Origin of the sequence: Streptacidiphilus melanogenes (genome assembly GCF_000787835.1) — a bacterium.
In the GTDB taxonomy this organism is placed as follows: domain Bacteria; phylum Actinomycetota; class Actinomycetes; order Streptomycetales; family Streptomycetaceae; genus Streptacidiphilus; species Streptacidiphilus melanogenes.
On the sequence record NZ_BBPP01000004.1, the window covers coordinates 339,203 to 360,019 of the forward strand.

18 protein-coding genes and 1 pseudogene are annotated in these 20,817 nt (G+C 71.7%); 12 read left to right on the forward strand and 7 right to left on the reverse strand.

All coding sequences use genetic code 11. The features are described from left to right. A pseudogene (locus TR49_RS43605) lies at nucleotides 1-228 on the reverse strand (UbiA family prenyltransferase); the annotation flags it as partial. A gap of 269 nt (nucleotides 229-497) precedes the next feature. Here TR49_RS43605 and TR49_RS07225 point away from each other — a divergent pair. The 3 genes from TR49_RS07225 to TR49_RS07235 are packed head-to-tail and all read left to right on the forward strand — an operon-like array spanning nucleotide 498 to nucleotide 3,123. Next, the gene (locus TR49_RS07225) at nucleotides 498-1,562 is read left to right on the forward strand and encodes a type III polyketide synthase (RefSeq protein ID WP_042378339.1); all 1,065 of its coding nucleotides are present in this window, start codon (nucleotides 498-500) and stop codon (nucleotides 1,560-1,562) included. Nucleotides 1,563-1,594: 32 nt separating this feature from the next. After that, complete coding sequence (locus TR49_RS07230) at nucleotides 1,595-2,110, forward strand: isoprenylcysteine carboxyl methyltransferase family protein (protein WP_042378340.1); 516 nt, start codon at nucleotides 1,595-1,597, stop codon at nucleotides 2,108-2,110. Then, nucleotides 2,107-3,123 (forward strand): NAD(P)/FAD-dependent oxidoreductase, encoded by a 1,017-nt coding sequence (locus TR49_RS07235; RefSeq protein WP_042378343.1) that lies wholly within the window; start codon nucleotides 2,107-2,109, stop codon nucleotides 3,121-3,123. The genes TR49_RS07230 and TR49_RS07235 overlap by 4 nt, the downstream gene beginning before the upstream one ends. A 21-nt stretch (nucleotides 3,124-3,144) precedes the next feature. Here TR49_RS07235 and TR49_RS07240 read toward each other — a convergent pair whose 3' ends face one another. From TR49_RS07240 to TR49_RS07260, 5 genes are all read right to left on the reverse strand, one after another. Then, nucleotides 3,145-3,507, reverse strand: coding sequence for a hypothetical protein (locus TR49_RS07240; protein WP_084724634.1), 363 nt, complete (start codon nucleotides 3,505-3,507; stop codon nucleotides 3,145-3,147). Nucleotides 3,508-3,593: 86 nt separating this feature from the next. Beyond that, complete coding sequence (locus TR49_RS07245) at nucleotides 3,594-4,985, reverse strand: DUF4331 domain-containing protein (RefSeq protein WP_042378344.1); 1,392 nt, start codon at nucleotides 4,983-4,985, stop codon at nucleotides 3,594-3,596. Nucleotides 4,986-5,085: 100 nt separating this feature from the next. Next, nucleotides 5,086-5,430, reverse strand: a complete 345-nt coding sequence (locus TR49_RS07250; RefSeq protein WP_042378345.1) for a twin-arginine translocation signal domain-containing protein — start codon at nucleotides 5,428-5,430, stop codon at nucleotides 5,086-5,088. Between the two features lie 302 nt (nucleotides 5,431-5,732). Continuing rightward, nucleotides 5,733-6,986 (reverse strand): FAD-binding protein, encoded by a 1,254-nt coding sequence (locus tag TR49_RS07255; RefSeq protein WP_201776157.1) that lies wholly within the window; start codon nucleotides 6,984-6,986, stop codon nucleotides 5,733-5,735. 98 nt (nucleotides 6,987-7,084) lie between these two features. Further along, nucleotides 7,085-8,095: a LacI family DNA-binding transcriptional regulator gene (locus tag TR49_RS07260; protein WP_084724635.1), complete on the reverse strand. Its 1,011-nt coding sequence runs from the start codon at nucleotides 8,093-8,095 to the stop codon at nucleotides 7,085-7,087. 195 nt (nucleotides 8,096-8,290) lie between these two features. Here TR49_RS07260 and TR49_RS07265 point away from each other — a divergent pair, with 195 nt between their 5' ends. The 5 genes from TR49_RS07265 to TR49_RS07285 all read left to right on the forward strand — a co-directional run bounded on the left by TR49_RS07265 (nucleotide 8,291) and on the right by TR49_RS07285 (nucleotide 14,749). Then, nucleotides 8,291-9,622: an ABC transporter substrate-binding protein gene (locus TR49_RS07265; RefSeq protein ID WP_439654084.1), complete on the forward strand. Its 1,332-nt coding sequence runs from the start codon at nucleotides 8,291-8,293 to the stop codon at nucleotides 9,620-9,622. Nucleotides 9,623-9,633: 11 nt separating this feature from the next. After that, the gene (locus TR49_RS07270) at nucleotides 9,634-10,569 is read left to right on the forward strand and encodes a carbohydrate ABC transporter permease (RefSeq protein WP_042378349.1); all 936 of its coding nucleotides are present in this window, start codon (nucleotides 9,634-9,636) and stop codon (nucleotides 10,567-10,569) included. Further along, nucleotides 10,569-11,387 carry a carbohydrate ABC transporter permease gene (locus TR49_RS07275; RefSeq protein ID WP_042378351.1) on the forward strand — a complete coding sequence of 273 codons (819 nt, stop codon included), beginning with the start codon at nucleotides 10,569-10,571 and terminating at the stop codon, nucleotides 11,385-11,387. Before TR49_RS07270 ends, TR49_RS07275 begins: the two co-directional genes overlap by 1 nt. 101 nt (nucleotides 11,388-11,488) lie before the next feature. Further along, a complete protein-coding gene (locus tag TR49_RS07280) occupies nucleotides 11,489-13,762 on the forward strand; it encodes a beta-xylosidase/alpha-l-arabinosidase (RefSeq protein ID WP_236653259.1) in 2,274 nt (757 codons plus the stop codon). 18 nt (nucleotides 13,763-13,780) lie between these two features. Next, nucleotides 13,781-14,749 (forward strand): acetylxylan esterase, encoded by a 969-nt coding sequence (locus tag TR49_RS07285; protein WP_042378353.1) that lies wholly within the window; start codon nucleotides 13,781-13,783, stop codon nucleotides 14,747-14,749. Here the strand turns inward: TR49_RS07285 and TR49_RS42520 are convergent. Then, nucleotides 14,736-16,502, reverse strand: coding sequence for a putative Ig domain-containing protein (locus TR49_RS42520; protein ID WP_042378354.1), 1,767 nt, complete (start codon nucleotides 16,500-16,502; stop codon nucleotides 14,736-14,738). The two genes, TR49_RS07285 and TR49_RS42520, sit on opposite strands and share 14 nt — an antisense overlap. A 304-nt stretch (nucleotides 16,503-16,806) precedes the next feature. Between TR49_RS42520 and TR49_RS07295 the strand changes: the two genes are divergently transcribed. From TR49_RS07295 to TR49_RS07310, 4 genes are all read left to right on the forward strand, one after another. Next, entirely contained in the window at nucleotides 16,807-17,760 is a 954-nt protein-coding gene (locus TR49_RS07295) for a carbohydrate ABC transporter permease (RefSeq protein WP_042378356.1), read from the forward strand. A gap of 87 nt (nucleotides 17,761-17,847) precedes the next feature. Beyond that, on the forward strand, nucleotides 17,848-19,167 hold the full coding sequence (locus TR49_RS07300) for an extracellular solute-binding protein (protein ID WP_052434074.1): 1,320 nt from the start codon (nucleotides 17,848-17,850) through the stop codon (nucleotides 19,165-19,167). 4 nt (nucleotides 19,168-19,171) lie between these two features. After that, nucleotides 19,172-20,050 carry a carbohydrate ABC transporter permease gene (locus TR49_RS07305; protein WP_042378358.1) on the forward strand — a complete coding sequence of 293 codons (879 nt, stop codon included), beginning with the start codon at nucleotides 19,172-19,174 and terminating at the stop codon, nucleotides 20,048-20,050. Next, nucleotides 20,043-20,813, forward strand: a complete 771-nt coding sequence (locus TR49_RS07310) for an HAD family hydrolase (protein ID WP_042378360.1) — start codon at nucleotides 20,043-20,045, stop codon at nucleotides 20,811-20,813. The genes TR49_RS07305 and TR49_RS07310 overlap by 8 nt, the downstream gene beginning before the upstream one ends. The last annotated feature ends 4 nt before the right edge of the window (nucleotides 20,814-20,817 follow it).

The window sequence follows — 20,817 nt, forward strand, 5'->3', positions numbered from 1 at the left end:
TCCCGCCGGGATGTCCCGCCGCACGTCGATGACGTCGTTGCTCCACCCGACGCAGAGCTGGCCGGCCAGCACGGCGAGGCCCACCAGCAGGCATCCACCCGGCCCCCGTCCCACGGCCGCGGCGAGCGCGGTCGCCATGCCGCTGACGGCGAACGCGGGAGCGGGATGCGCGGCCAGCACCAGCGCGACCGGCGCACCAACCCCTCGCGACACCGCTTCGGTGGGCACCCCCCGATGCTAGGGCCCAACCTCTCCCTCTCCACGCTGCCACGACGCCCGACACGCCCCCGTCCCGCCGACGGGCAGCGGGGCGTCAGCCCACGTGCGGGGAGTCGGGAGGCCGGTGCAGGGGGCGGCTCATGACGTCGGGCCCGACCCGCCAAGGTTCGACACGGGCGTTCCGCCTTCGGCGGGCCGCCTTTGGGCGACGGGGTGTCAGCCACGCGGGGGAGCCGGGTATCGCGGGATCTGGGTGGCTTGCGGCCTACGATGGCGGAATGACCCGGATTGTCGCGGTTCAGGGCGTCCTGCCGCCGTACCGGTACCCGCAGGGGGAGATCACCCGCATGGTGGGCGCGGCGTGCCGGCTGCCGCGCGGCGACCGGGAGGTCCTGGAGCGTGTCCACGCCTCCTCGGGGGTGACGGGACGTCACCTCGTGCTGCCGATCGACCGGTACGGGGAGCTGGACGGGTTCGGTGCGCGCAACGACGCCTTCGTGCGCGCCGCGCTGGAGCTCGGACGGGAGGCCGTCCGGGGCGCGCTGGACCAGGCCGGGCTGCACGCCCGGGACGTCGACCTGGTCGTCTCCACCTCGGTGACCGGCATCGCCGCGCCCTCGCTGGAGGCGCGGCTCGCGGAGAGCCTGGGGCTGCGGCCGGACGTGAAGCGGGTGCCGGTCTTCGGCCTCGGCTGCGTCGCGGGGGCCGCGGGCCTGGCGCGACTGCACGACTACCTCGTCGGCCATCCCGAGGAGACGGCGCTGCTGCTCTCGGTCGAGCTGTGCTCCCTCACGCTGCAGCGCGGCGACGCGTCCATGCAGAACCTGGTCGCGGGTGCGCTGTTCGGGGACGGCGCGGCCGCCGCCCTCGCCGTGGGCTCCAGCCGGGCCGAGGCCTCGGCGTCCGGCGGGCCCGAGATCGTCGCCACCCGCAGCCACCTGTTCCCCGGAACGGAGGAGCTGCTCGGGTGGACGATCGGCGACACCGGCTTCCACATCATGCTCGGCTCCGATCTGCCCGAGCTGGTGCGCCGTCAGCTCGGGCCGGTGGTGCACGGCTTCCTCGCCGACCACGACACCAAGGCGGGCGACGTGACCGCCTGGGTCTGCCACCCGGGCGGCCCGAAGGTCCTGGACGCCGTGCGCGAGGCCGTCGACCTGCCCGCCCGGGCCCTGGAACTGACGTGGCGCTCCCTGGCCGAGGTCGGCAACCTGTCCTCCGCCTCGGTGCTGCACATCCTGCGGGACACCCTCGCGCTGCGGCCGCCGCCCCCGGGCACGCCCGGCCTGTTGCTGGCGATGGGGCCGGGATTCTGCGTCGAACTCGTCCTCCTGCGCTGGTAGCCGCCGATGAACGCTCTGGAGGCCAGAACGCCGTGAACGCCTACACCGTCCTGATCCTGCTGGTCGCCGCGGAGCGCCTGGCGGAGCTGGTGACCGCCCAGCGGCACGCCCGCTGGAGCCGCGCCCGCGGCGGCGTCGAGCACGGCGCCGGCCACTACCCCGTCATGGTGGCCCTGCACACCGGTCTGCTGGCCGGATGCCTGCTGGAGACCGGACTGCTGCACCGCCCCTTCCTGCCCTGGCTGGGCTGGCCCGCCCTCGCCGCCGCGCTGGCGGCCCAGGCGCTGCGCTGGTGGTGCATCAGCACGCTCGGCACCCGCTGGAACACACGGGTGATCGTCGTCCCCGGTCTGCCGCTCGTCTCCCGTGGCCCCTACCGGTGGCTGCGGCACCCGAACTACCTCGCCGTGGTGCTGGAAGGGGTCGCCCTGCCCCTGGTCCACGGCAACTGGATCACCGCAGGCGTGTTCACCCTGCTCAACTGGCCGTTGCTGACGACCCGGGTGCGCTGCGAGAACGCCGCCCTCGCCCTGGCGACGGCGGGGTGATCGACCTCCTGGTCGCCGGAGGCGGCCCCGCCGGGCTCGCCACCGCGATCCACGCCGCACGCGCCGGGCTGCGCGTCGTCGTCGCCGAACCGCGCCCGGGCCCGATCGACAAGGCCTGCGGGGAGGGCCTGATGCCCGGCGGCGCGGCCGCCCTGCGCGAGCTGGGCGTCCAGCTGACGGGGCAGCCGCTGCGCGGCATCCGCTACCTCGACGACCGCAGGCAGGCCGAGGCGCGCTTCCACGGCCCGCCGGGCCTGGGCGTGCGCCGCACCGACCTGCACACCGCGCTCGCGCACCGGGCCGAGCGGTTGGGCGTCCCGGTGCTGCCCGTCCGGGTCGACGGCGTGCGCCAGGCGGGCGACCGGGTGCACGCCGCCGGGCTCGAGGCCCGCTACCTGGCCGCCGCGGACGGCCTCCACTCACCGATCCGGCGCGCACTCGGCCTGGACCGGCCGGTGCACGGGACGCCCCGGCGTCACGGGCTGCGCCGTCACTTCGCCGTCGCCCCGTGGTCCGACTGCGTCGAGGTGCACTGGTCCGAGCGGGCCGAGGCCTATGTCACCCCGCTCACGCCCGCGTTGGTCGGCGTCGCCGTGCTCACCGCCGGCCGCGGCTCCTTCGAGCAGCACCTTGCGGCGTTTCCGGTGCTCGCCGAGCGGCTGCGCGGCGCCGCCGCCGGACCGGTCCGGGGAGCCGGACCGATGCGGCAGCGGGCGCGGACCCGGGTGGCCGGCCGGGTGCTGCTGGTCGGCGACGCGGCCGGGTACGTCGACGCCCTCACGGGCGAGGGCCTCTCCCTGTCCGTGTCCGGCGCGGCCGCCCTGGTGGCATGCGTCCGCGCGGACCGGCCCGAGGCGTACGAGCGCGCCTGGCGTCGGGCCACCCGCCGCCACCGCGCGCTCACGCAGGCGCTGCTGTGGACCCGTCAGCGGTCCGTGCTCGCGCCCTACGTCGTCCCGGCCGCGTCCCGGCTGCCGCTGCTCTTCACCGGGCTGGTCAACGGGCTGTCGTGAGCCCCGGACCGGTCGGCGGCGTCAGGCCCAGCGGTAGTCGCTGACCTGGCCTTCCGTGACGTCGACGCTGCCGTGCGGGGTGTCGTCCCGCTGCCAGACGGTGTAGCGGCCGGTGGGGAGCGGGGTCAGCACGGCCGCGTACAGGGTGCGGTCGGGGAGGTGGCGCGGGCGCACGGCCGCGTGGGTCCGCTGCTCCGGCCGGTCCGCGGGGCTGGCGTGGATCTCCAGCCCGTCGTCCGCGTCGGTGGCGTGGATGACCAGGGCGCCGGTTCCCGCGCCGATGTCGAGGACGACGCTCCCCTCGTGGGAGGGCGCCGGCAGGGGCGGGTGTTCGTGCTCGTGGGGTGCGTGGGCCCCGTGGTCGTGGATCTGGGGGTGGGGCATGACCGGCTCCTTGGGGGCAGGTATGGCTCCGGCGCCCGCGGGGCGATCCCCTCGCGGGCGCCGGAGCGGTCGGGTCCGGCCGTGGGTCAGGAGGCGGGGTGGTGGTAGCCGTCGTAGGGGACGCCCAGGTAGGGGAAGTGGTGCAGGTAGGGGGTCCCCGGCGAGTGGTTGTCGAGCCCGTCGGTGATCTCCCCGGCCGCCGCGTCGGGGTGGTAGCTCGGGTCGACGAGCGCGTAGGTGAGGCCCGCGATGGCGCGCAGCTCGACGGTGACGACGTCGTCGAAGACCCGGCGACCGTTGGGGAACCCGGCCGGGTCGCCGCCGATCAGGCCGAGGATGTTCGGATGCCTGGCGGGCGGGATCGCGACGTTGAGGCGCAGCATGTCGGCCTCGGTGCTTCCGGTGAAGTTCTGGAAGCCGGGGACGACACCCTTGGGGATGCCGGTGAGCAGGATCGCGAGCAGGTCGGTCCGGGGCTTTCCTGAGGCGTCCAGCGCCGCCAGGTTCGGGAACACCCCCGGGTAGAGCACCGGCAGCAGCCCCGCGAGTTCGGGCTTGGCGACGTAGGAGGCGAATCGCTTGTCGTCCGACGGCGGCAGGGCGTTCCACTCGTCCTTGCGCGACATCGGGATGAGGACCTCGTTGACCAGCGGGTTGCCGAGCCGCGAGACCTGCACGAAGGGCCCGGACTCGCAGTCCTCGCCCTTGCCGTGCTCGATGATGCGCGAGGCGCGCCGGCTCGCGGTGGTCCACACGCCGATGACCGCGCGCGGGTCGTCAACGTCCCTGCCCGCCCAGCCGTTGCGGGTCAGCTCGTCGATGGGGACCCTCAGCGCGATGCTGTGGACGTTGAGCTCCTTGGTGGCGTTCACGCCCGGCTGGTCGGGCAGGCCCTGGGCCTTCGCGAAGACCTGGAGCGACTGGAACGGCCGCAGGTCCGCGAGGTCGAAAATGGACCCGAGGTCGACGTAGAAACCCTCGGCGCGCTGACCGGCGAAGACCCGGCGCCGGTCGCCCAGGGGGTGCACGGCCTCGCGGGCGAGCCGGGTGTAGTCGGGCGTGGACAGCGGGCCGATGTTGCACGGCGGGCACATCAGGTTCCGGCCCAGCACCGTCTCGCGGCCGTGCTCGACGCGGGTGACCGTGTAGGTCTGGAAGCGGTTCCAGTTCGGCGAGTTCAGCGAGTCGATGGGACCGGTGTTGTAGAGGAAGGTGTCCCGGTTGCGCAGGTGGGTGGTGAAGCGGAACTGGTAGGTGACGTCCGCGCGGGCGTCACCGTCGTTGTCGATGTGGATCTCGTAGAGCACGTCGTCGCCGAACTCGTAGAAGTTCGGGCCGCCCGCGGGGTTCTGCAGCGGGATGTAGTTGGCGATCAGCGTGACGGTGCGGCGGTCGTCGGGGCTGACGAAGGCGTACAGGTCGGTGCTGTCGGCGACCGGGTCCTTGGCGATCTCGGGTGCTTCACGGTGGGAGGACATGCCGAACCTCGCAGGGGGTGATGGGGCCTCAGGACAGGTGGGTTCCGGCCGGGGCCCACGGGGGGAGGCCCCGGCCGGGGCTGGGGAGGGCGCCCCCGGGTCAGCGCGCGGCGGCGCGCAGCAGCTCGGCGACGAGCTTCTGGTCGCGGACCCGGTGGTGCTGGTGGCCGTGGAAGATGTCCAGCTCGCCGGTGCGGGCGTCGACGATCCGGACCACGAAGGGCTCGTCGACCGGGTGCGAGGTCGTTCCCACCGGTGCGGGCGCGCCGGGCCGTGGCGCCCCGTGGGGTCGCGGTGCGGCGTCGGCGGGCCCGGCCAGGGCGGCGTCGAGGGCGAGCCCCGCCGCGACGGTGGCCGCACCGGCCGCGCCGGCGTGCTGGATCAGGCGTCGGCGTGACAGGGGTGACGGTGCGGCAGGCTGACCGGCATCGAGGGTCTCGGGCATGCGCAGTCCTCCGAAAGGACAGGGAGCGGGAAGCCGCGCTCGCCGGGCTCCACGCCGACCCGCCGGCATCAGGGAACAGCCGAACCCAGCGACATGGCTGGTCGGGCGGGCTAGTTGAGGGATCCCGACGAGACGGCGACGGTCGCTCGCAGTCAAGCCCGGCCATCACGGAGAGTCAAGCACCGTATACACACCGAAGGCGCACGCCGATAGCAGTTGCTTGGGCGGAAGGCCAGCTCAGAGGCCTGTGGAGCTGCCGACCGGGTGAATTGACGGACACGCGACGGGTCGCGCCGCCGTGTTCACGGCCGGGGGAAGGCCGCCGCGACGTAGTCGTTGCGGAACGCGGAGCGCGGATCGAGCTCGGTCATCAGACGGCGGAAGTCCCCGCCCCGCTCGTACAGGGCGCCGACGGCCTCGGGGGCGAGCCCGAAGAGCTTGCCCCAGTGCGGGCGGCCGCCCAGCGGCAGCAGCTCCCGCTCGATCAGCGCGATCGCCTCCCGCACCGCGTCGGACACCGGGCGCCAGGTGCAGTGGACGGCGACGGAGTCGCGGCCGTAGGCGGGGCTGAGCCACAGGTCGTCCGCCGCGACGGTGCGGATCTCGGAGGTCAGCAGCAGCGGTGCGATCCGCGGCCCGAGGGCCCGCATCTCCGCGATGGCCGCGGCCGCCGCCTCGCGCGGCAGCAGGAGTTCCGACTGGAGCTCCTCGCCGGCGCTCGGGGTGAAGTCCGGCCGGAAGTGCGGCAGTCGCTCGTGCCACGGGCCTGGCACGCCGAGCTGTCCGGTGCAGTGCACCGGCGACAGCCCCGGAACCGGGTGCCGCGGACCGTCGGCGAGGCGGCCGTCCAGCCAGCGGGCGCCCGGGTGCGCGCCGCCCTCACGATCCGGGCGGCACTTGACCCACACGCTCGCCGTGTCGCGACCCCAGTCGGTGAACGCGCTCACGCTGTAGGCGGTGCCGAACACCTCGTCGAACCGGTCGGCGATGCGGTCCAGCGGCACGTCGTCGTAGACCCACTGGGCCACCTCGAAGGCGGGCTCGACGGCGAGGGTGAGGCCGACGACGGCGCCGAGCGCGCCGAGGGCGACGACCGACCCGGCGAACCGGTCGACGTCCTTCTCGCGGCTGACGTCGAGCAGCTCTCCGTCCGCGGTGATCAACCGCATGGCCGTCACCGCCGCGGCGAGGCCCTGCAGGCCGTTCCCGGAGCCGTGGGTCCCGGTGGCGCACGAGCCGGCGACGGAGATGTGCGGCAGTGAGGCCAGGTTGGCCAGCGCGAGGCCGCGCGCGTGCAGTTCGCGGGCGAGTTCGGCGTAGCGCGGGGAGCCGCTGACGGTGACGGTGCGCCGGTCGGCGGAGACCTCCGCGCCGCGCGGCAGGCCGTCCAGCACGAGCAGGTCGCCGCTGGTGTCCGCGACGCGGTTGAAGGAGTGGCCGCTGCCCAGCACCTTGACCTGCTCGGCGGCGGCGACGATCCGGCGTGCCTCCTCGACCGTCCCCGGCCGGTGGACCCGCGCCGCCTCGAACTCGATGTTGCCTGCCCAGTTGTGCACGGTGCGCCCTTCTCGTTCAGGTCCTGGCGGGACGGTCACAGGGACGGCCCCAGCCACGGTCCCGGCGAAACACGATTCGAAAGTTGCGAAACGCTGCGTCAGGCCTTCGGCGGCGGCGCCGTGCTGCTGCGTTCGACCAGGGTGGTGGCCAGGTCCACGCGCAGGGTGGCGGGCTGGTGGCCGCGGGCCAGGTCTATCACCATGCGCGCGGCCATCTCGGCCATCTCGGTGAGCGGTTGGCGCACGGTGGTGAGCGGCGGGCCGACCCATCGGGCCACGGGCAGGTCGTCGAAGCCGACGACGCTGAGATCCTCCGGGATGCGCAGGTTCAACTCCCTTGCGGCCTCGTACAGTCCGAGTGCCTGCAGGTCGTTCCCCGTGAAGATCGCGGTGGGGCGGTCCGGCAGCCGCAGCAGCTCCAGGCCCTCGCGGTAGCCGGAGGTGTGGTGGAAGTCGCCCTCGCGGATCAGTGCGGGGTCGACCGTGATGCCGGCCGTCTCCAGTGCGGCCCGGTAGCCGTCGATCCGGGCGCGGCTGCACATCATCGGCCGCGGCCCGGCGATCATGCCGATCCGGCGGTGGCCGAGGTCGAGCAGGTGGCGCGTGGCGGCAAGACCGCCGTTCCAGTTGGTCGTCCCGACAGCCGGCACGTCCTGGCCCGGGTCCCCGGCCGGGTCCATGACCACGAAGGGGATGTCGCGGCTGGTCAGCTGCGCCTGCTGGGCCTGGTCCAGCCCGGACAGCACCAGGACCACGCCGGTGGGGCGGCGGGAGAGCACGCCCTCCATCCAGGACTGCCCGAGGCTCAGCCGCCCGGCGGACTCCGACAGGACGACGCTCAGGCCCTCCTCGCGGACGACGTTCTCGACGCCCCGGATCACCTCCATCGCCCAGGCGCTCTCGAGCTCGTGGAAGACGAGCTCCAGCAGCGGGCTGGACGGGGCGCTGCTGCCGCGTCGCCGCTGGTAGCCGTACTGGTGCAGCAGCTCCTCCACGCGCTCGCGGGTGGCGGGTGCGACGTCCGCGCGGCCGTTGAGCACCTTCGAAACAGTCGGTGTGGACACTCCTGCCTCGCGCGCGATCTCGGCGAGTGTCGCCGCTCTGGTCACGAGCCCCTCCTGTGCTGCCTGGTGTGCGAAGTCCGCTGTCTTCGGGACTGTACGCGACGGATGCTAGCCGGTCCGCGCGGCGACCGGTACGTCCGAATCCATGGGGTCCAGGCCCTTGACGAGGCTCCATACTACGCCTAGGTTTCCCAGAAAATTCGGCAACATCACCGAAACTATCGATGAGGTGGACGGGCCATGGTTTCCCTTGACGTCACTGTTCGCAGCGGTTCCTCCCGCAGAAGAGCCGCCATGGTCGCGGCGACGGCCACACTGGTGCTCGGTCTGACCACGGCATGCGGGTCGAGCGGCGGGACCGCGGCGTCCGCCGACTCGGGGACGATCCACGTCCTCGTCTACGGCGACGCCGGCAACACCGTGGAGAAGCAACTCGTCGACACCTTCAACAAGACCTCGAAGGTCAAGGCGGTGCTGGACACCATCCCCGGCGCCGACTACCAGTCCAAGCTCAACACGATCATCAACACCCCGCAGGCCCCGGACATCTTCTTCAACTGGGGCGGCGGCAGCATCGCGCCCTACGTCAAGGACAACCTGCTGCTCCCGCTGGACGGCATGATCGCCAAGGACCCGGGGCTGAAGAACAACTTCCTCCCGTCCGTCTTCAACACCGCGGTGATCGACGGCCACGCCTACGGCGTCCCAATGCGCGGCACCCAGCCGGTGCTGCTCTTCAACAACAAGCAGGTCCTCGCGAGCGCCGGGCTGAGCGCCCCGCAGACCTGGGACGACCTGGTCAACGACGTCAAGGTGCTCAAGGCCAAGGGGCTGACGCCGATCGCCCTCGGTGGCGGCGACCAGTGGCCCACCCAGATGTGGTTCGAGTACGTCTACGACCGGGTCGCCGGCCCCGGCCTGTTCGAGAAGGCCCTCGCCGGTGACAAGAGCGCGTGGTCCAGCCCGGACAGCGTCAAGGCCCTCGGCATGCTCAAGCAGCTCATCGACGCCGGGGGGTTCGGCAACAACTTCGACTCGGTGAAGTTCACCGACGGCGGCTCCCCGGCGCTGCTCGCCAAGGGCAAGGCCGCCTTCGAGCTGATGGGCTCGTGGGAGTACTCCACGCAGCAGTCCGGCAACCCCGACTTCGCCAAGAACGACCTCGGCTACAGCGCCTTCCCGAGCGTCAGCGGCGGCAAGGGCGACCCGAACGACGTCGTCGGCAACACCAACAACTTCTACTCCGTGCTGAAGAAGACCCAGCACCCCGACGCGGTCGCGGCCTTCCTCAAGCTCATGTACTCCGACGAGTTCGTGAAGGCCCAGCTGGGCATCGGCAACCTGCCGACCACCACCAACACCGCGAACTTCCTGGCCACCTCCGCCAGCCCGGCCTACTCGCAGTTCCAGTTCAACCTGGTCAAGGCGGCGCCCTCGTTCCAGCTCTCCTGGGACCAGGCCTACCCGCCGGCGGCGACCACCACCATCCACACCGCCGTCCAGGAGTTCTTCGACGGCAAGACCGACGCGAACGGCTTCATCCAGCAGATGCAGTCGCTGACCAACTCCTGAGCGGCCAGGCGATGAGTGCACTCTCCTTCACCACCGAGCTCGGCCGGCGCCGCCTCAAGGCGCGTCGGCCCGGCGTCGGGGCGACCCGCCCAGGCTTCGCCTGGGCGGTGCCCGCCACCGTCTTCTTCCTGCTGTTCGCCATCCTGCCGCTGGTGCTCGTCGCGGTGCTGTCCTTCACCAGCTGGGACGGCATCACCTCACCGCACTTCAACGGGCTGGCGAACTGGACCAAGCTGATCGACGACCCGGTGATGAGCCAGAGCATCTGGCTCACCCTGGTGCTGACCCTGCTCGGGGTTGTCACCCAGACGCCCGTCAGCATCCTGCTGGGTGTCTGGGCGGCCGGACGCCAGCGCAACCGGGCCGTGCTGTCGGCGATCTTCTTCGTCCCCCTGCTGCTCTCCGCGACCGCGGTCTCGGTACTGTGGCGCGCCCTGCTCGACCCCAACTTCGGCCTCCCGGGCCAGCTGCCCTGGCTGTTCGGCGACGGCAACCTGCTCGGCAGCCAGGCCGGTTCGATCGCGGTGCTGACCTTCGTGGGCATGTGGCAGTTCACGCCGCTGCACGCGCTGCTCTACCAGGGCGGCGCCCGCGCCATCCCGCAGGTGCTCTACCAGGCCGCGGCTATCGACGGGGCAGGCACGGTGCGGCAGTTCTTCCACATCACCCTGCCGCAGCTGCGCAACACCATGATCACCTCGGTGATCCTGATGGTGGTCGGCGGCCTGACCACCTTCGACACCGTGCTGATCCTCACCCAGGGCGGACCGGGCACCGACACCACCGTCAGCGCGTACTACATGTACGAACAGGGCTTCAAGAACTTCGACTTCGGCGCCGGCTCGGCCATCGCGCTGGTCCTGGTCGTCGTCGCCACCCTCATCTCCCTGGCCGTGGTCCGGATCTCGGGCTACGACAAGATGCGCAGCACGGCGGAGGGGATCTGATGCGCCAGCGCCCCAACTACCTCGCCGGGCTCGGCTCCCTGGTCTGGCTCGCGCTGGTCGGCCTGCCACTGTACGTGCTGCTGATCTCGACCCTGCGCACCACCTCGAACTACTCCACCCAGGGCCCGCTGAGCTTCCCCTCGCAGCTGACGCTGAGCAACTACCTCAGCGCCTTCGACAACGGGTTCGGCCAGGACTTCCTGAACACCCTCGTCGTCACCGTCAGCGTCGTCGGCATCGTGCTGCTGGTGGTCCCGCCGCTCGCCTACGCGATCGTGCGGGCCAGGGGACGGACCATCACCGTGGTGTTCCGGGTGTTCCTGCTCGGACTCGCGGTCCCCGCCCAGGCCGTGATCGTGCCGATGTTCTACGTGATCAGCCAGGCCGGGCTGTACGACCACCTGATCGGCGTCATCCTGCCGACCGCCGCGTTCTCGATGCCCGTGTGCACCCTGGTGCTCACCGGTGCGATGCGCGACATCACCCCGGACCTCTATGAGGCGATGGCCATCGACGGCGCCTCCCCGTGGCGGGTCTTCCGACAGCTGGTCCTGCCGCTGTCCAGGGGCGGGCTCTCCTCCATCGTGGTCTTCTCGGCCCTCCAGGCCTGGAACGGCTTCCTCTTCCCGCTCATCCTCACCCAGTCGGACTCCACCAAGGTCATCACCCTGGGCCTGTACAACTTCCAGACCGAGCACGGCGTCGACGTTCCCGGTCTGCTCGCCGCGGTGGTGCTGTCCATGCTCCCCATCTTCGTCGTCTACCTGTTCGCCCGTCGCGCCCTCGTCCAGGGGCTCATGGGGGTCGGAGGAAAGTGACCGTCAACATGAAGCCCATCGTCCAGGCCGAAACCGGCGCCGCCGCCTGGCAGGACGTCTCCCTCACCCCCGAGGCCCGGGCCGACGCCCTCATCGCGGCGATGACCCTGCGGGAGAAGACCGCCCAGCTCGTCGGCGTCTGGGTGGGGGCCTCCGACGAGGGCGGTGAAGTCGCCCCGCACCAGCACGAGATGGAGGAACCCCCCGACCTGGACGAGCTGCTGCCGCAGGGCCTCGGCCAGCTGACCCGCCCCTTCGGCACCGCCCCCGTCGACGCCGCCCTCGGCGCGCTCTCCCTTGCCCGTTCCCAGCAGCGCATCGCCGCCGCCAACCGCTTCGGCATACCCGCGCTCGCCCACGAGGAGTGCCTGGCCGGTTTCGCCGCCTGGGGCGCCACCGCCTACCCCGTCCCGCTGTCGTGGGGGGCGGCCTTCAACCCCGAGCTGGTGCGCACCATGGCCGCCGCCGTCGGCGCCGACATGCGCGCCGTCGGCGTGCACCAGGGCCTCGCGCCCGTGCTCGACGTCGTGCGCGACGCCCGCTGGGGGCGCGTCGAGGAGACCATCGGCGAGGACCCGTACCTCGTCGGCACGATCGCCACCGCCTACGTGCAGGGCCTGGAGTCGGCCGGGATCGTCGCCACGCTCAAGCACTTCGCCGGGTACTCCGCCTCCCGGGCCGGCCGCAACCTCGCGCCCGTCACCATGGGCGCGCGCGAGCGCGCCGACGTGATCCTGCCGCCCTTCGAGATGGCCGTGCGCGAGGGCCGCCCCCGCTCGGTCATGCACGCCTACACCGACACCGACGGCATCCCCTCGGCCGCCGACAAGGAGCTGCTCACCGGCCTGCTGCGGGACACCTGGGGCTTCGACGGCACCGTCGTCGCCGACTACTTCGGCATCGCCTTCCTCAAGCTGCTGCACGGCGTCGCCGGAAGCTGGGAGGAGGCCGCCGGGCTCGCCCTCGCCAGCGGCGTCGACGTCGAGTTGCCGACCGTCAAGACCTTCGGTCAGCCGCTGCTCGACGCCGTGCAGTCCGGCGCGGTCCCCGAGCAGCTGATCGACCGCGCCCTGCGCCGGATCCTGGTGCAGAAGGCCCAGCTCGGACTGCTCGACCCCGACTGGAACCCCGTTCCCGAGGCTCTCGCCGGGGCGGACCTGGACGCGCCGGAGACCCTGCGTGGCAGCGTCGACCTGGACCGTCCCGCCAACCGGCGCGTCGCCCGCGAACTCGCGGAGCAGGCCGTCGTGCTGCTGCGCAACGACGGCACGCTGCCGCTGGACCGCCCCCGGCGGATCGCGTTGATCGGCCCCAACGCCGACACCCCGACGGCCGTGCTGGGTTGCTACGCCTTCCCCGTGCACGTCGGCGGACAGCATCCCGAGGTGCCGATCGGCATCGAACTGCCCACCCTGCGGGAGACCCTGGCGGCCGAGTTCCCCGACGCGGAGATCTTCTCCGCGACCGGCGCGACGGTCGACGGGGACAGCACGGCCGGATTCGCCGAGGCAGTGGCCGCCGCGCGCCTCGCCGACGTCGTGGTGCTCGCCCTGGGGGACCGGGCCGGCCTGTTCGGACGTGGCACCAGCGGCGAGGGCTGCGACGCCGAATCCCTGCAACTCCCCGGTGTTCAGCAACAGTTGCTCGACGTCGTGCTGGACGAGGGCACGCCCGTGGTGCTGGTCATGCTGGCGGGCCGCCCGTACGCGCTGGGCCGGGCCGAGACGCAGGCGGCCGCCATCGTGCAGTCCTTCTTCCCCGGCGAGGCCGGGACCGAGGCGATCGCGGGCGTGCTCGGCGGACGCGTGAACCCCTCCGGCCGTCTGCCCGTCAGCGTGCCGCGGAGCAAGGGCGTCCAACCCTCCACCTATCTGGCCGCACGGCTGGCACAGGACAGCGACGTGTCCAGCACCGACACCAGCCCCGCCTACGGCTTCGGACACGGGCTCGGCTACACGCGCTTCGCCTGGTCCGGGCTCGACCTCGCCGTCCCGGAGGCCTGCACCGACGGCACCTTCCGGCTCGCCTTCGAGGTCGCCAACACCGGCGAGCGGTCCGGCTGCGAGGTCGTGCAGTTCTATCTGCACGACCCGGTGGCCTCCGTCGTCCAGCCGGTCCAGCGCCTGGTCGGCTACCGTCGCCTGCCCCTGGAAGCCGGGGAGCGCTGCCGGGTTCTGCTGGAGCTGCCCGCGGACCTCGCCGCCTTCACCGGACGCGAGGGCCGCCGCATCGTCGAGCCGGGCGAGCTGGAGCTGCGGATCTCCGCCAGCAGCACCGACCACCGCATCACCGTCCCGCTGCGCCTGACCGGCGAGGTCCGCGAGGTCGACCACACCCGGCGTCTGCACCCCGTGATCGCCGTCGAGCGCGGCTGAGGCGCCGGGAGGCCGCCGTTGTACACCGACCTGCCCGAGGCCGAACTGCGGCGCCACCGCAGTGCCCAGACCGATCCGGACGACTTCGACGCCTTCTGGGAGCAGACGCTCGCCGAGGCCCGCTCGTTCCCCGGCGAGGTCCGGCTGACGCCGGTCAGCACCGGACTGAGCACGGTGGAAACCATGGACGTCAGCTTTCCCGGTTTCGGCGGTGAGCCGGTCAAGGCCTGGCTGCGCCTGCCGCGCGGGGCGAACGGACCGCTCCCCGCCGTCGTCCAGTACGTCGGCTACGGAGGCGGGCGCGGACACGTCCTGGAAAACCTGCTCTGGGCGTCCGCCGGCTACGCCCACCTGGTGATGGACACCCGCGGGCAGGGCTCGGGCTGGAGCCGGGGCGCGACCCCCGACTCCGGCCCGGCCGGGCCGCAGGTCCCCGGGGTCATGACCCGGGGCATCGGCTCGCCGCGCACGTACTACTACCGGCGTCTGATCACCGACGCGGTCCGGGCCGTGGACGCCGTCCGCAGCCTGGACCGCGTCGATCCCGAACGGATCGCCGTGATCGGTCAGAGCCAGGGCGGCGGCGCAGCCCTGGCCGTCGCCGCCCTGGTCCCCGACGTCACGGCACTGGTCGCGCACGTGCCGTTCCTGTGCGACTTCCCGCGCGCCGTGGTGGTCACCGACAGCGCCCCGTTCCGGGAGATCGCGGACTACCTGTCCGTCCACCGCGACCAGGAGGAGGCGGTGCACCGGACGCTCTCCTACGTCGACGGCGTCAACTTCGCCCGCAGGGCCACCGCCCCGGCGCGGTTCTCGGCGGCGCTGATGGACGCTGTCGTGCCGCCGTCCACCGTCTTCGCCGCGTACCACGCCTATGCGGGGCCGAAGGACCTCGCCGTCTGGCGCTACAACGGCCACGAGGCGGGAGGCCCCGACGACGACCGGCGTGCCCTCGACTTCCTCGCCGAGCGGCTCAGCCGGCGTTGACGGCGGTGTCGTCGAGGACGAAGGAGGTCTGGTCGACCTTGTCCTCGGCGCCGGTGAACTTCAGGGTGACGGTCTGGCCCGCGTACGGGGCCAGGCTGAAGGTGTGCTGGGTGTAGCCGGTGTTGTGGTTCAGGTTGGAGTAGGTGGCGAGCGTGGCGAGCACCGTGCCCGAGCTGTTCAGCACCTGGACCTTGAGGGTGTCGTAGGCGGTCGTGGTGCTGGTCTCGGCGGTGTCGACGTGCAGCCAGAAGGAGAGCGCGGTGTTGGTGCAGCCCGCCGGGACGGTGACGGTCTGGGCGAGGGTGTCGGTGTGGGTGGTGCCGTAGCCGTCCAGCCAGGCGTCCCAGCTGCCCGAGTGGGCGGGCTCGTTGCTGCTGTTGCTCACCACGCTGGAGCTGGCGGTCCACGGGGAGGCGCTGCCGGTCTCGAAGCCCGGGTTGCCGAGGAGCTGCGCCGAGGTGCAGCCGCCACCGCCGCCGGTGGAGTTGACGGTCCAGGTGAAGGACGCGGAACCGGATGCTCCGGTGGAGTCGGTCGCCGTGACCGTCACGTTCGAGGTGCTGGCCGAGGTGGGCGTGCCGGAGATCAGGCCGGTGGCGGAGATGCCCAGCCCCGTGGGGAGGCCGGTCGCGGTGTAGGTCAGGCCCGCACCGGCCGAGTCGGAGCCGCTGACCTGGAGCGAGGCCGCGGCGCCGACGGTGCCGGTCTGGTTGCCCGGGTTCGCCACGGTGACGGTGTTGCCCGCTCCGCCACCGCTGGTGCCGGAGGCGAGCCAGGAGGTGGCGTTCAGGGCGAGCGCGGCGTCGGTGCCCTTGGGGTCGTCCCAGCCGTCCTCGACGGTGTGGCCGGGCTCGCCGGTGCCGTCGTCGATGGCGGAGCTGTCGCCCCAGATCGCGACACGGCCGCTGCCGAAGGCGCTGGTGGTGAAGAACGCACCGGTGCTGCCGCCCGCGGTCGAACCGGTCGTGTAGACCAGGCCCTTGACGTTCGGGTTGTCGGCGGGGTGCAGCGTCTCGGTGGTGCCGTTGTAGATGACGCTGCCCGTGACGTCGCCGAAGGAGCCGTGCAGGACCGGGTCGGTGGCGTCGCTGATCGCCCTCGGGGCGTCGCTGACGATGTTCTTCAGGTCGACGCTGAAGCCGAACGGGTCGTTGTTGTCCACGCCGTTGTTGGTCAGCAGGTCGTTGACGATGGCGGGGGAGTCCCAGCCGTTGTTGTTGCGGTCGCTGCCGGTGTGGTCGACCACCAGGAACAGGCCGCCGCCGTTCTGCACGTAGTGCATCACCGCGGCCTTCTCGGCGGCGGAGAGCTGGTCCTGCGGCTCGGGCAGCACGAACGTGTCGAAGTGCGACAGGTCGAGCGGGTTGCCGGTGTCGCCGTAGGTGATGGTGTTGCCCGGAGGCAGGGTGTCCAGGCTGTAGTCGCCGGTCTTCTGCAGCGCGACGCCCCAGGCGGAGATGGCCCCGGTCCAGTCCGTCTCGGTCTGCGGGTTCGGGTTCTGCTGGAGCGGGTCGGGCTTGCTCGTGCTGATGATCCAGTCCGAGTTGCCGGCGGTCTCCGACTTGCTGTCGTCGAACAGGATGTGACGGACCGTCGACGATGCCGCCGTCGCCGCGGTCGTGGTCGTATGGGCGGAGGCGGCGGACGTCGGGGCCGCCGTGGCGCCCGGGGCCGCGGCGACCGCGGCGGCCACCGCGAGGGAGGTGCAGGAGGCGAGCAGGGCGCTTCTGCCGGCCGAGGAGGTTCTGAGCACGAGTCGAACTCCTGACTGCCGTTCCCGCTTGTGGCGAAACGGCGCTCGATGGACCGCTACGCGCGTAGGGCGGCGGTAGCCACGAGCATCGGGCCTGGCGGAGAGCCCGAACCAGCTAGATGGCATGTCCACTACATGAACGCGAGATGCCGAGTCGTTGGCGAAACGGCGGCATACGGGTGGCTGCCTGTAGAAGTGCCGAACATTACAGGATATCTGACGCAGCGGAATGTAGCCCACCCCGTCGGCAAGTTGTCACCGACCGTTGGTTTTCAGGACACCTTGGCTCGCGACAGTTCCCGCCGTGACCGCAACGACCACGGCCCGGCCGGCCCTCGCGACCGATGGCCGCACCCGCCGCCGGACCCCCGCCCGAGACTTCCGCACCACCCGTTGGGGCTGGGCCTACTCCGCCCCGGCGGTGCTGATCTTCTCCGCCTTCGTCATCGTGCCGACGGGCTACACCTTCTACGTCTCCCTGTGGAAGTGGAACGCCCTCAACCCGGCCATGTCCGTCTACCGGGGGCTGGGCAACTACCAGCGGCTGTTCGACGCCACGCAGCCGACGTTCCTGTCCAGCCTGTGGCACTCGCTCTACTTCAGCGGGGCGATGGTGGTCGGCGGGACCGCGCTCTCGCTGGCGCTCGCGCTGCTGCTGCAGCGCGGCGGGGCGCTGCTCAACGCCTCCCGCGTGGCGCTGTTCCTGCCGCACGCCACGCCGATGATCGCGACCTCCATGATCTGGGTCTGGATCTTCAACCCCCGCTTCGGCCTGGCCGACTGGATGCTGCACAGCCTGCACCTGCCGACCTCGCAGTGGCTGCAGTCCTCCACCTCCGCGATGCCGGCCGTGATCGTCTACAGCCTGTGGCACGAGGTCGGCTTCACCACGGTCGTGTTCCTGGGCGGGCTCGCCGTGCTGCCGAACGAACTCAGCGAGGCGGCCCGCATGGACGGCTGCTCGGCCTGGCAGGAGTTCTGGCACATCACCTGGCACCAACTGCGGCCGGTCACCGTCTTCGTCGTCGCCATCACCGCGATCACCTCACTCCAGGCGTTCACGCAGTTCTACCAACTCTCCGACGGCGGCCCGGTCTACGCCACGACCACGCTCAGCTACCTGGTCTACCAGGAGGCGTTCGTGCTGAGCGACACCGGCTACGGCGCCGCGCTGGCCGTCGTCCTCTTCGCCGTCACGGTCTTCTTCACCCTGGTCCGGCGCCGCACCGCCACCGGCGCGGACTCCGCGCTCACCTGAGCCGACGCCACCCACGCGTCACCCTCGCACCACCCCTCGACGTCACCCTCACCGTCCACAGCACACAAGAAAAGAAACGGAACAACCATGCGTTACCGCATCGCCGCCGTCGCCGCAGCTGCGGCCCTCAGCCTGTCCGCCTGCGCCGGCGGCGGTACGCCCGCCAGCACGACCACGGCTCCGGCCGCGGCGTCGGGCCAGGAGCTGGCCGTCCCCACCAAGCCGGTGACCATCACCTTCGAGGAGGCCATGACCATCGGCACCCTCAAGCCGGCCATGGAGAAGCTGGTCTCCGACTTCCAGGCCAAGTACCCGAACATCACGGTCAAGCTCCAGGGCGACCCGGACTACGCGACGATGTACACCAAGGAGAAGGCCGAGGTCCAGGCGGGCAACGCGCCGACCCTGGGCCAGGCCTACGAGAGCTGGGCCTCCTACTTCCAGTCCGGCGGCGCGCTCACCCCGATCAGCGAGCTGGCCGGCAGCGACACCCCCGCCGAGATGTCCACCTTCTACAAGGGCGTCCAGAAGGACCTCGCCCTGGGCGACGGCAAGACCTGGATGTGGCCGTTCAACAAGAGCGTCCTGATCCTGTTCTCCAACGCCGACATGCTCAGGGCCGACGGCCAGAACCCGCCGAAGACCTGGGACGACTACGCCTCGGTGATGAAGGCGGTCTCCAAGAACGGCGTCACCGGCTCCACCATCGACCCGGGTTCGGCCACCGCGGCCGCCTTCGGGACCCAGTGGTTCGAGATCCTGGACAAGTCCGACGGCGGCACCCTGTACGACGCCGACGGCACGCCGCACCTGAACGACGCCGGCGCGGTCAAGGCCCTCACCTACCTGAAGTCGCTCAAGGACGAGGGCGCGCTGGCCACGGGCAAGAACTACCCGGGCGAGACGGCGCTCGGCGCGAAGAAGGGCGCCTTCGACATCTCCTCCGCGGCCGGCTACGGCTTCGAGAAGGCCACCGTCGGCGGCAAGTTCAACCTCGGCATCGCCGCCCTCCCGTCCGGCCCGTCCGGCCCGGTCAACGAGCTGACCGGCACCAACATCGTGGTCTTCAAGAACGCCACCGCCGACCAGAAGGCCGCCGCCTGGGCGTTCCTGAAGTTCATCACCAGCCCCGCCGAGCAGGCCGGCTGGGCCTCCACCTCCGGCTACCTGCCGGTCACCGCGCAGGCCCTGCCGCTGATGCAGGACTTCGTCGCCAAGAACCCCTACGAGACCGCCGCCGTCTCCGAGCTCGACACCGCGTTCGCCCTGCCGCCCTACAGCTGGATCTTCAAGTGCCAGGGCTTCGAGGCCACCGCCCTCCAGGACGTGCTGGACAACGGCGCGGCACCCGCCACCGCCCTGAACACCGCCCAGACCGCCTGCACCGCCGCGAAGGCCCAGGGCTGAACAGATGACCGCCTCCTCCTCACGGGGGGTCCGGTCGCTCATCAGGGCCGGCCGCGCCGGGCGTCTCGCCCGGCGCGTGCTGGCGCTGCTGATCGGTGCCGCCTTCGTCTTCCCGTTCTACTGGACGGTCGTCATCTCGCTCGGCCGTCCCGGGGAGTTCAGCGACTTCCCGCCCGTGCTGCTGCCCCACTGGGACTGGTCCAACTGGTCCCGCGCCTGGCATGCGGCGCCCTGGGTGCGCCTGTTCGGCAACACCGTGCTGATCGCCTCCGGCACCGTCCTGCTCTGCCTGGCCACCTCGCTGCTGGCCGGCTTCGCCTTCGGGGTGCTGCGGTTCCCCGGGCGCAAGTTCCTGACCATGCTGGTGCTGGCGGTGCTGATGATGCCGGGTACCGTGCTGATCATCCCGGACTACGTACTGGCCAGTGACCTGCACCTGCTGAACACCTACTGGATCCAGATCATCCCCTGGGGCGCCAGCGTCTTCGGCATCTTCCTGGTCCGCCAGTTCTTCCTGGCGATCCCGCAGGAGATCCTCGACGCCGCCGCGCTGGACGGGGCGTCCCGGCTGCGGGTGCTCTGGTCGATCGGCATCCCGATGGTGCGTCCCGCGCTCGTCATCATCGCCGTCAACGTGTTCCTGGGCTCGTGGAACTCCTTCCTGTGGCCGGTGATCATGACCAGCAGCAGCATGGACTCCTCGAGCACGGTCCAGCCGGTCGAGGTGGGGCTCTCCACCTTCGCCTCCGCCGAGGGCACCGACTTCCCCGGGCTCGCGGCGGCGGTCACCTTCACCACCCTTCCCGTCATGGCGTTCTTCCTGGTGCTGCAACGGCAGTTCATCCGGGGCGCCCTGTCCGCAGCCGGAGGCGTCCGTGGGTGACAAGCCGACCCCGCCGACCTCGACGACCGTGCCGATCCTGGTCAGCGACTTCGACGGCACGGTGTACCGCAGTGACGACCCCGTGCGCTTCTACGCGCGCCGGGTCGCCGATTCGCTGCGGCCCGCGCAGTCGGTGGCGTTCCTCGACACCTTCGAGCGCTATCTCGCGGAGGGCGTCGCCGCCGCCGACGCGGCCGTGGATCCGGCGGAGGCGAAGGCCCTGCTGGAGGCCGAGGACGGCTGGGGCCTCGTGCAGGCGCTCGCCGCCGACCTCGGGCTCGGCCGGCCGGTGACGCAGCAGGCGTTCCTGGACAGCCGGATCCACATGCTCGACGACGCCTGCGGGCTGGAGGTCGTCGAGCCCCTGGTCGACCTCTTCGCCGAACTGCGCGGCGACGTGCGGATCGTGCTGGCCACCAACAGCCCCGCCGAGGGGCTGGCGCCGCTGCTCGACCGGATGGGCCTGACCGGCGCATTCGACGAGGTCGTCGCTGGCGCGGGCAAGCCGGCCGGCCTGCGGGCCTGGATGGCCGGCGCGCTCGAGGGCGGGCGCAGCGCCTCCGCGCTGTTCTCCCTCGGCGATCACTACCGCAACGAGATCGAACCGGCGGTCGCCCTCGGCGCCGCCACCGGATACATCGACCGTTTCGGCCGTGCCGACGGCCCCGCCACCGCCACGGCCGCACGCGTCGAGGACCTTCTGCCGGCCGTCACGTCCTGGGCCCTGTCCCGGTCCGTCGGCCGGGCACACGCACCGATCTAGACAG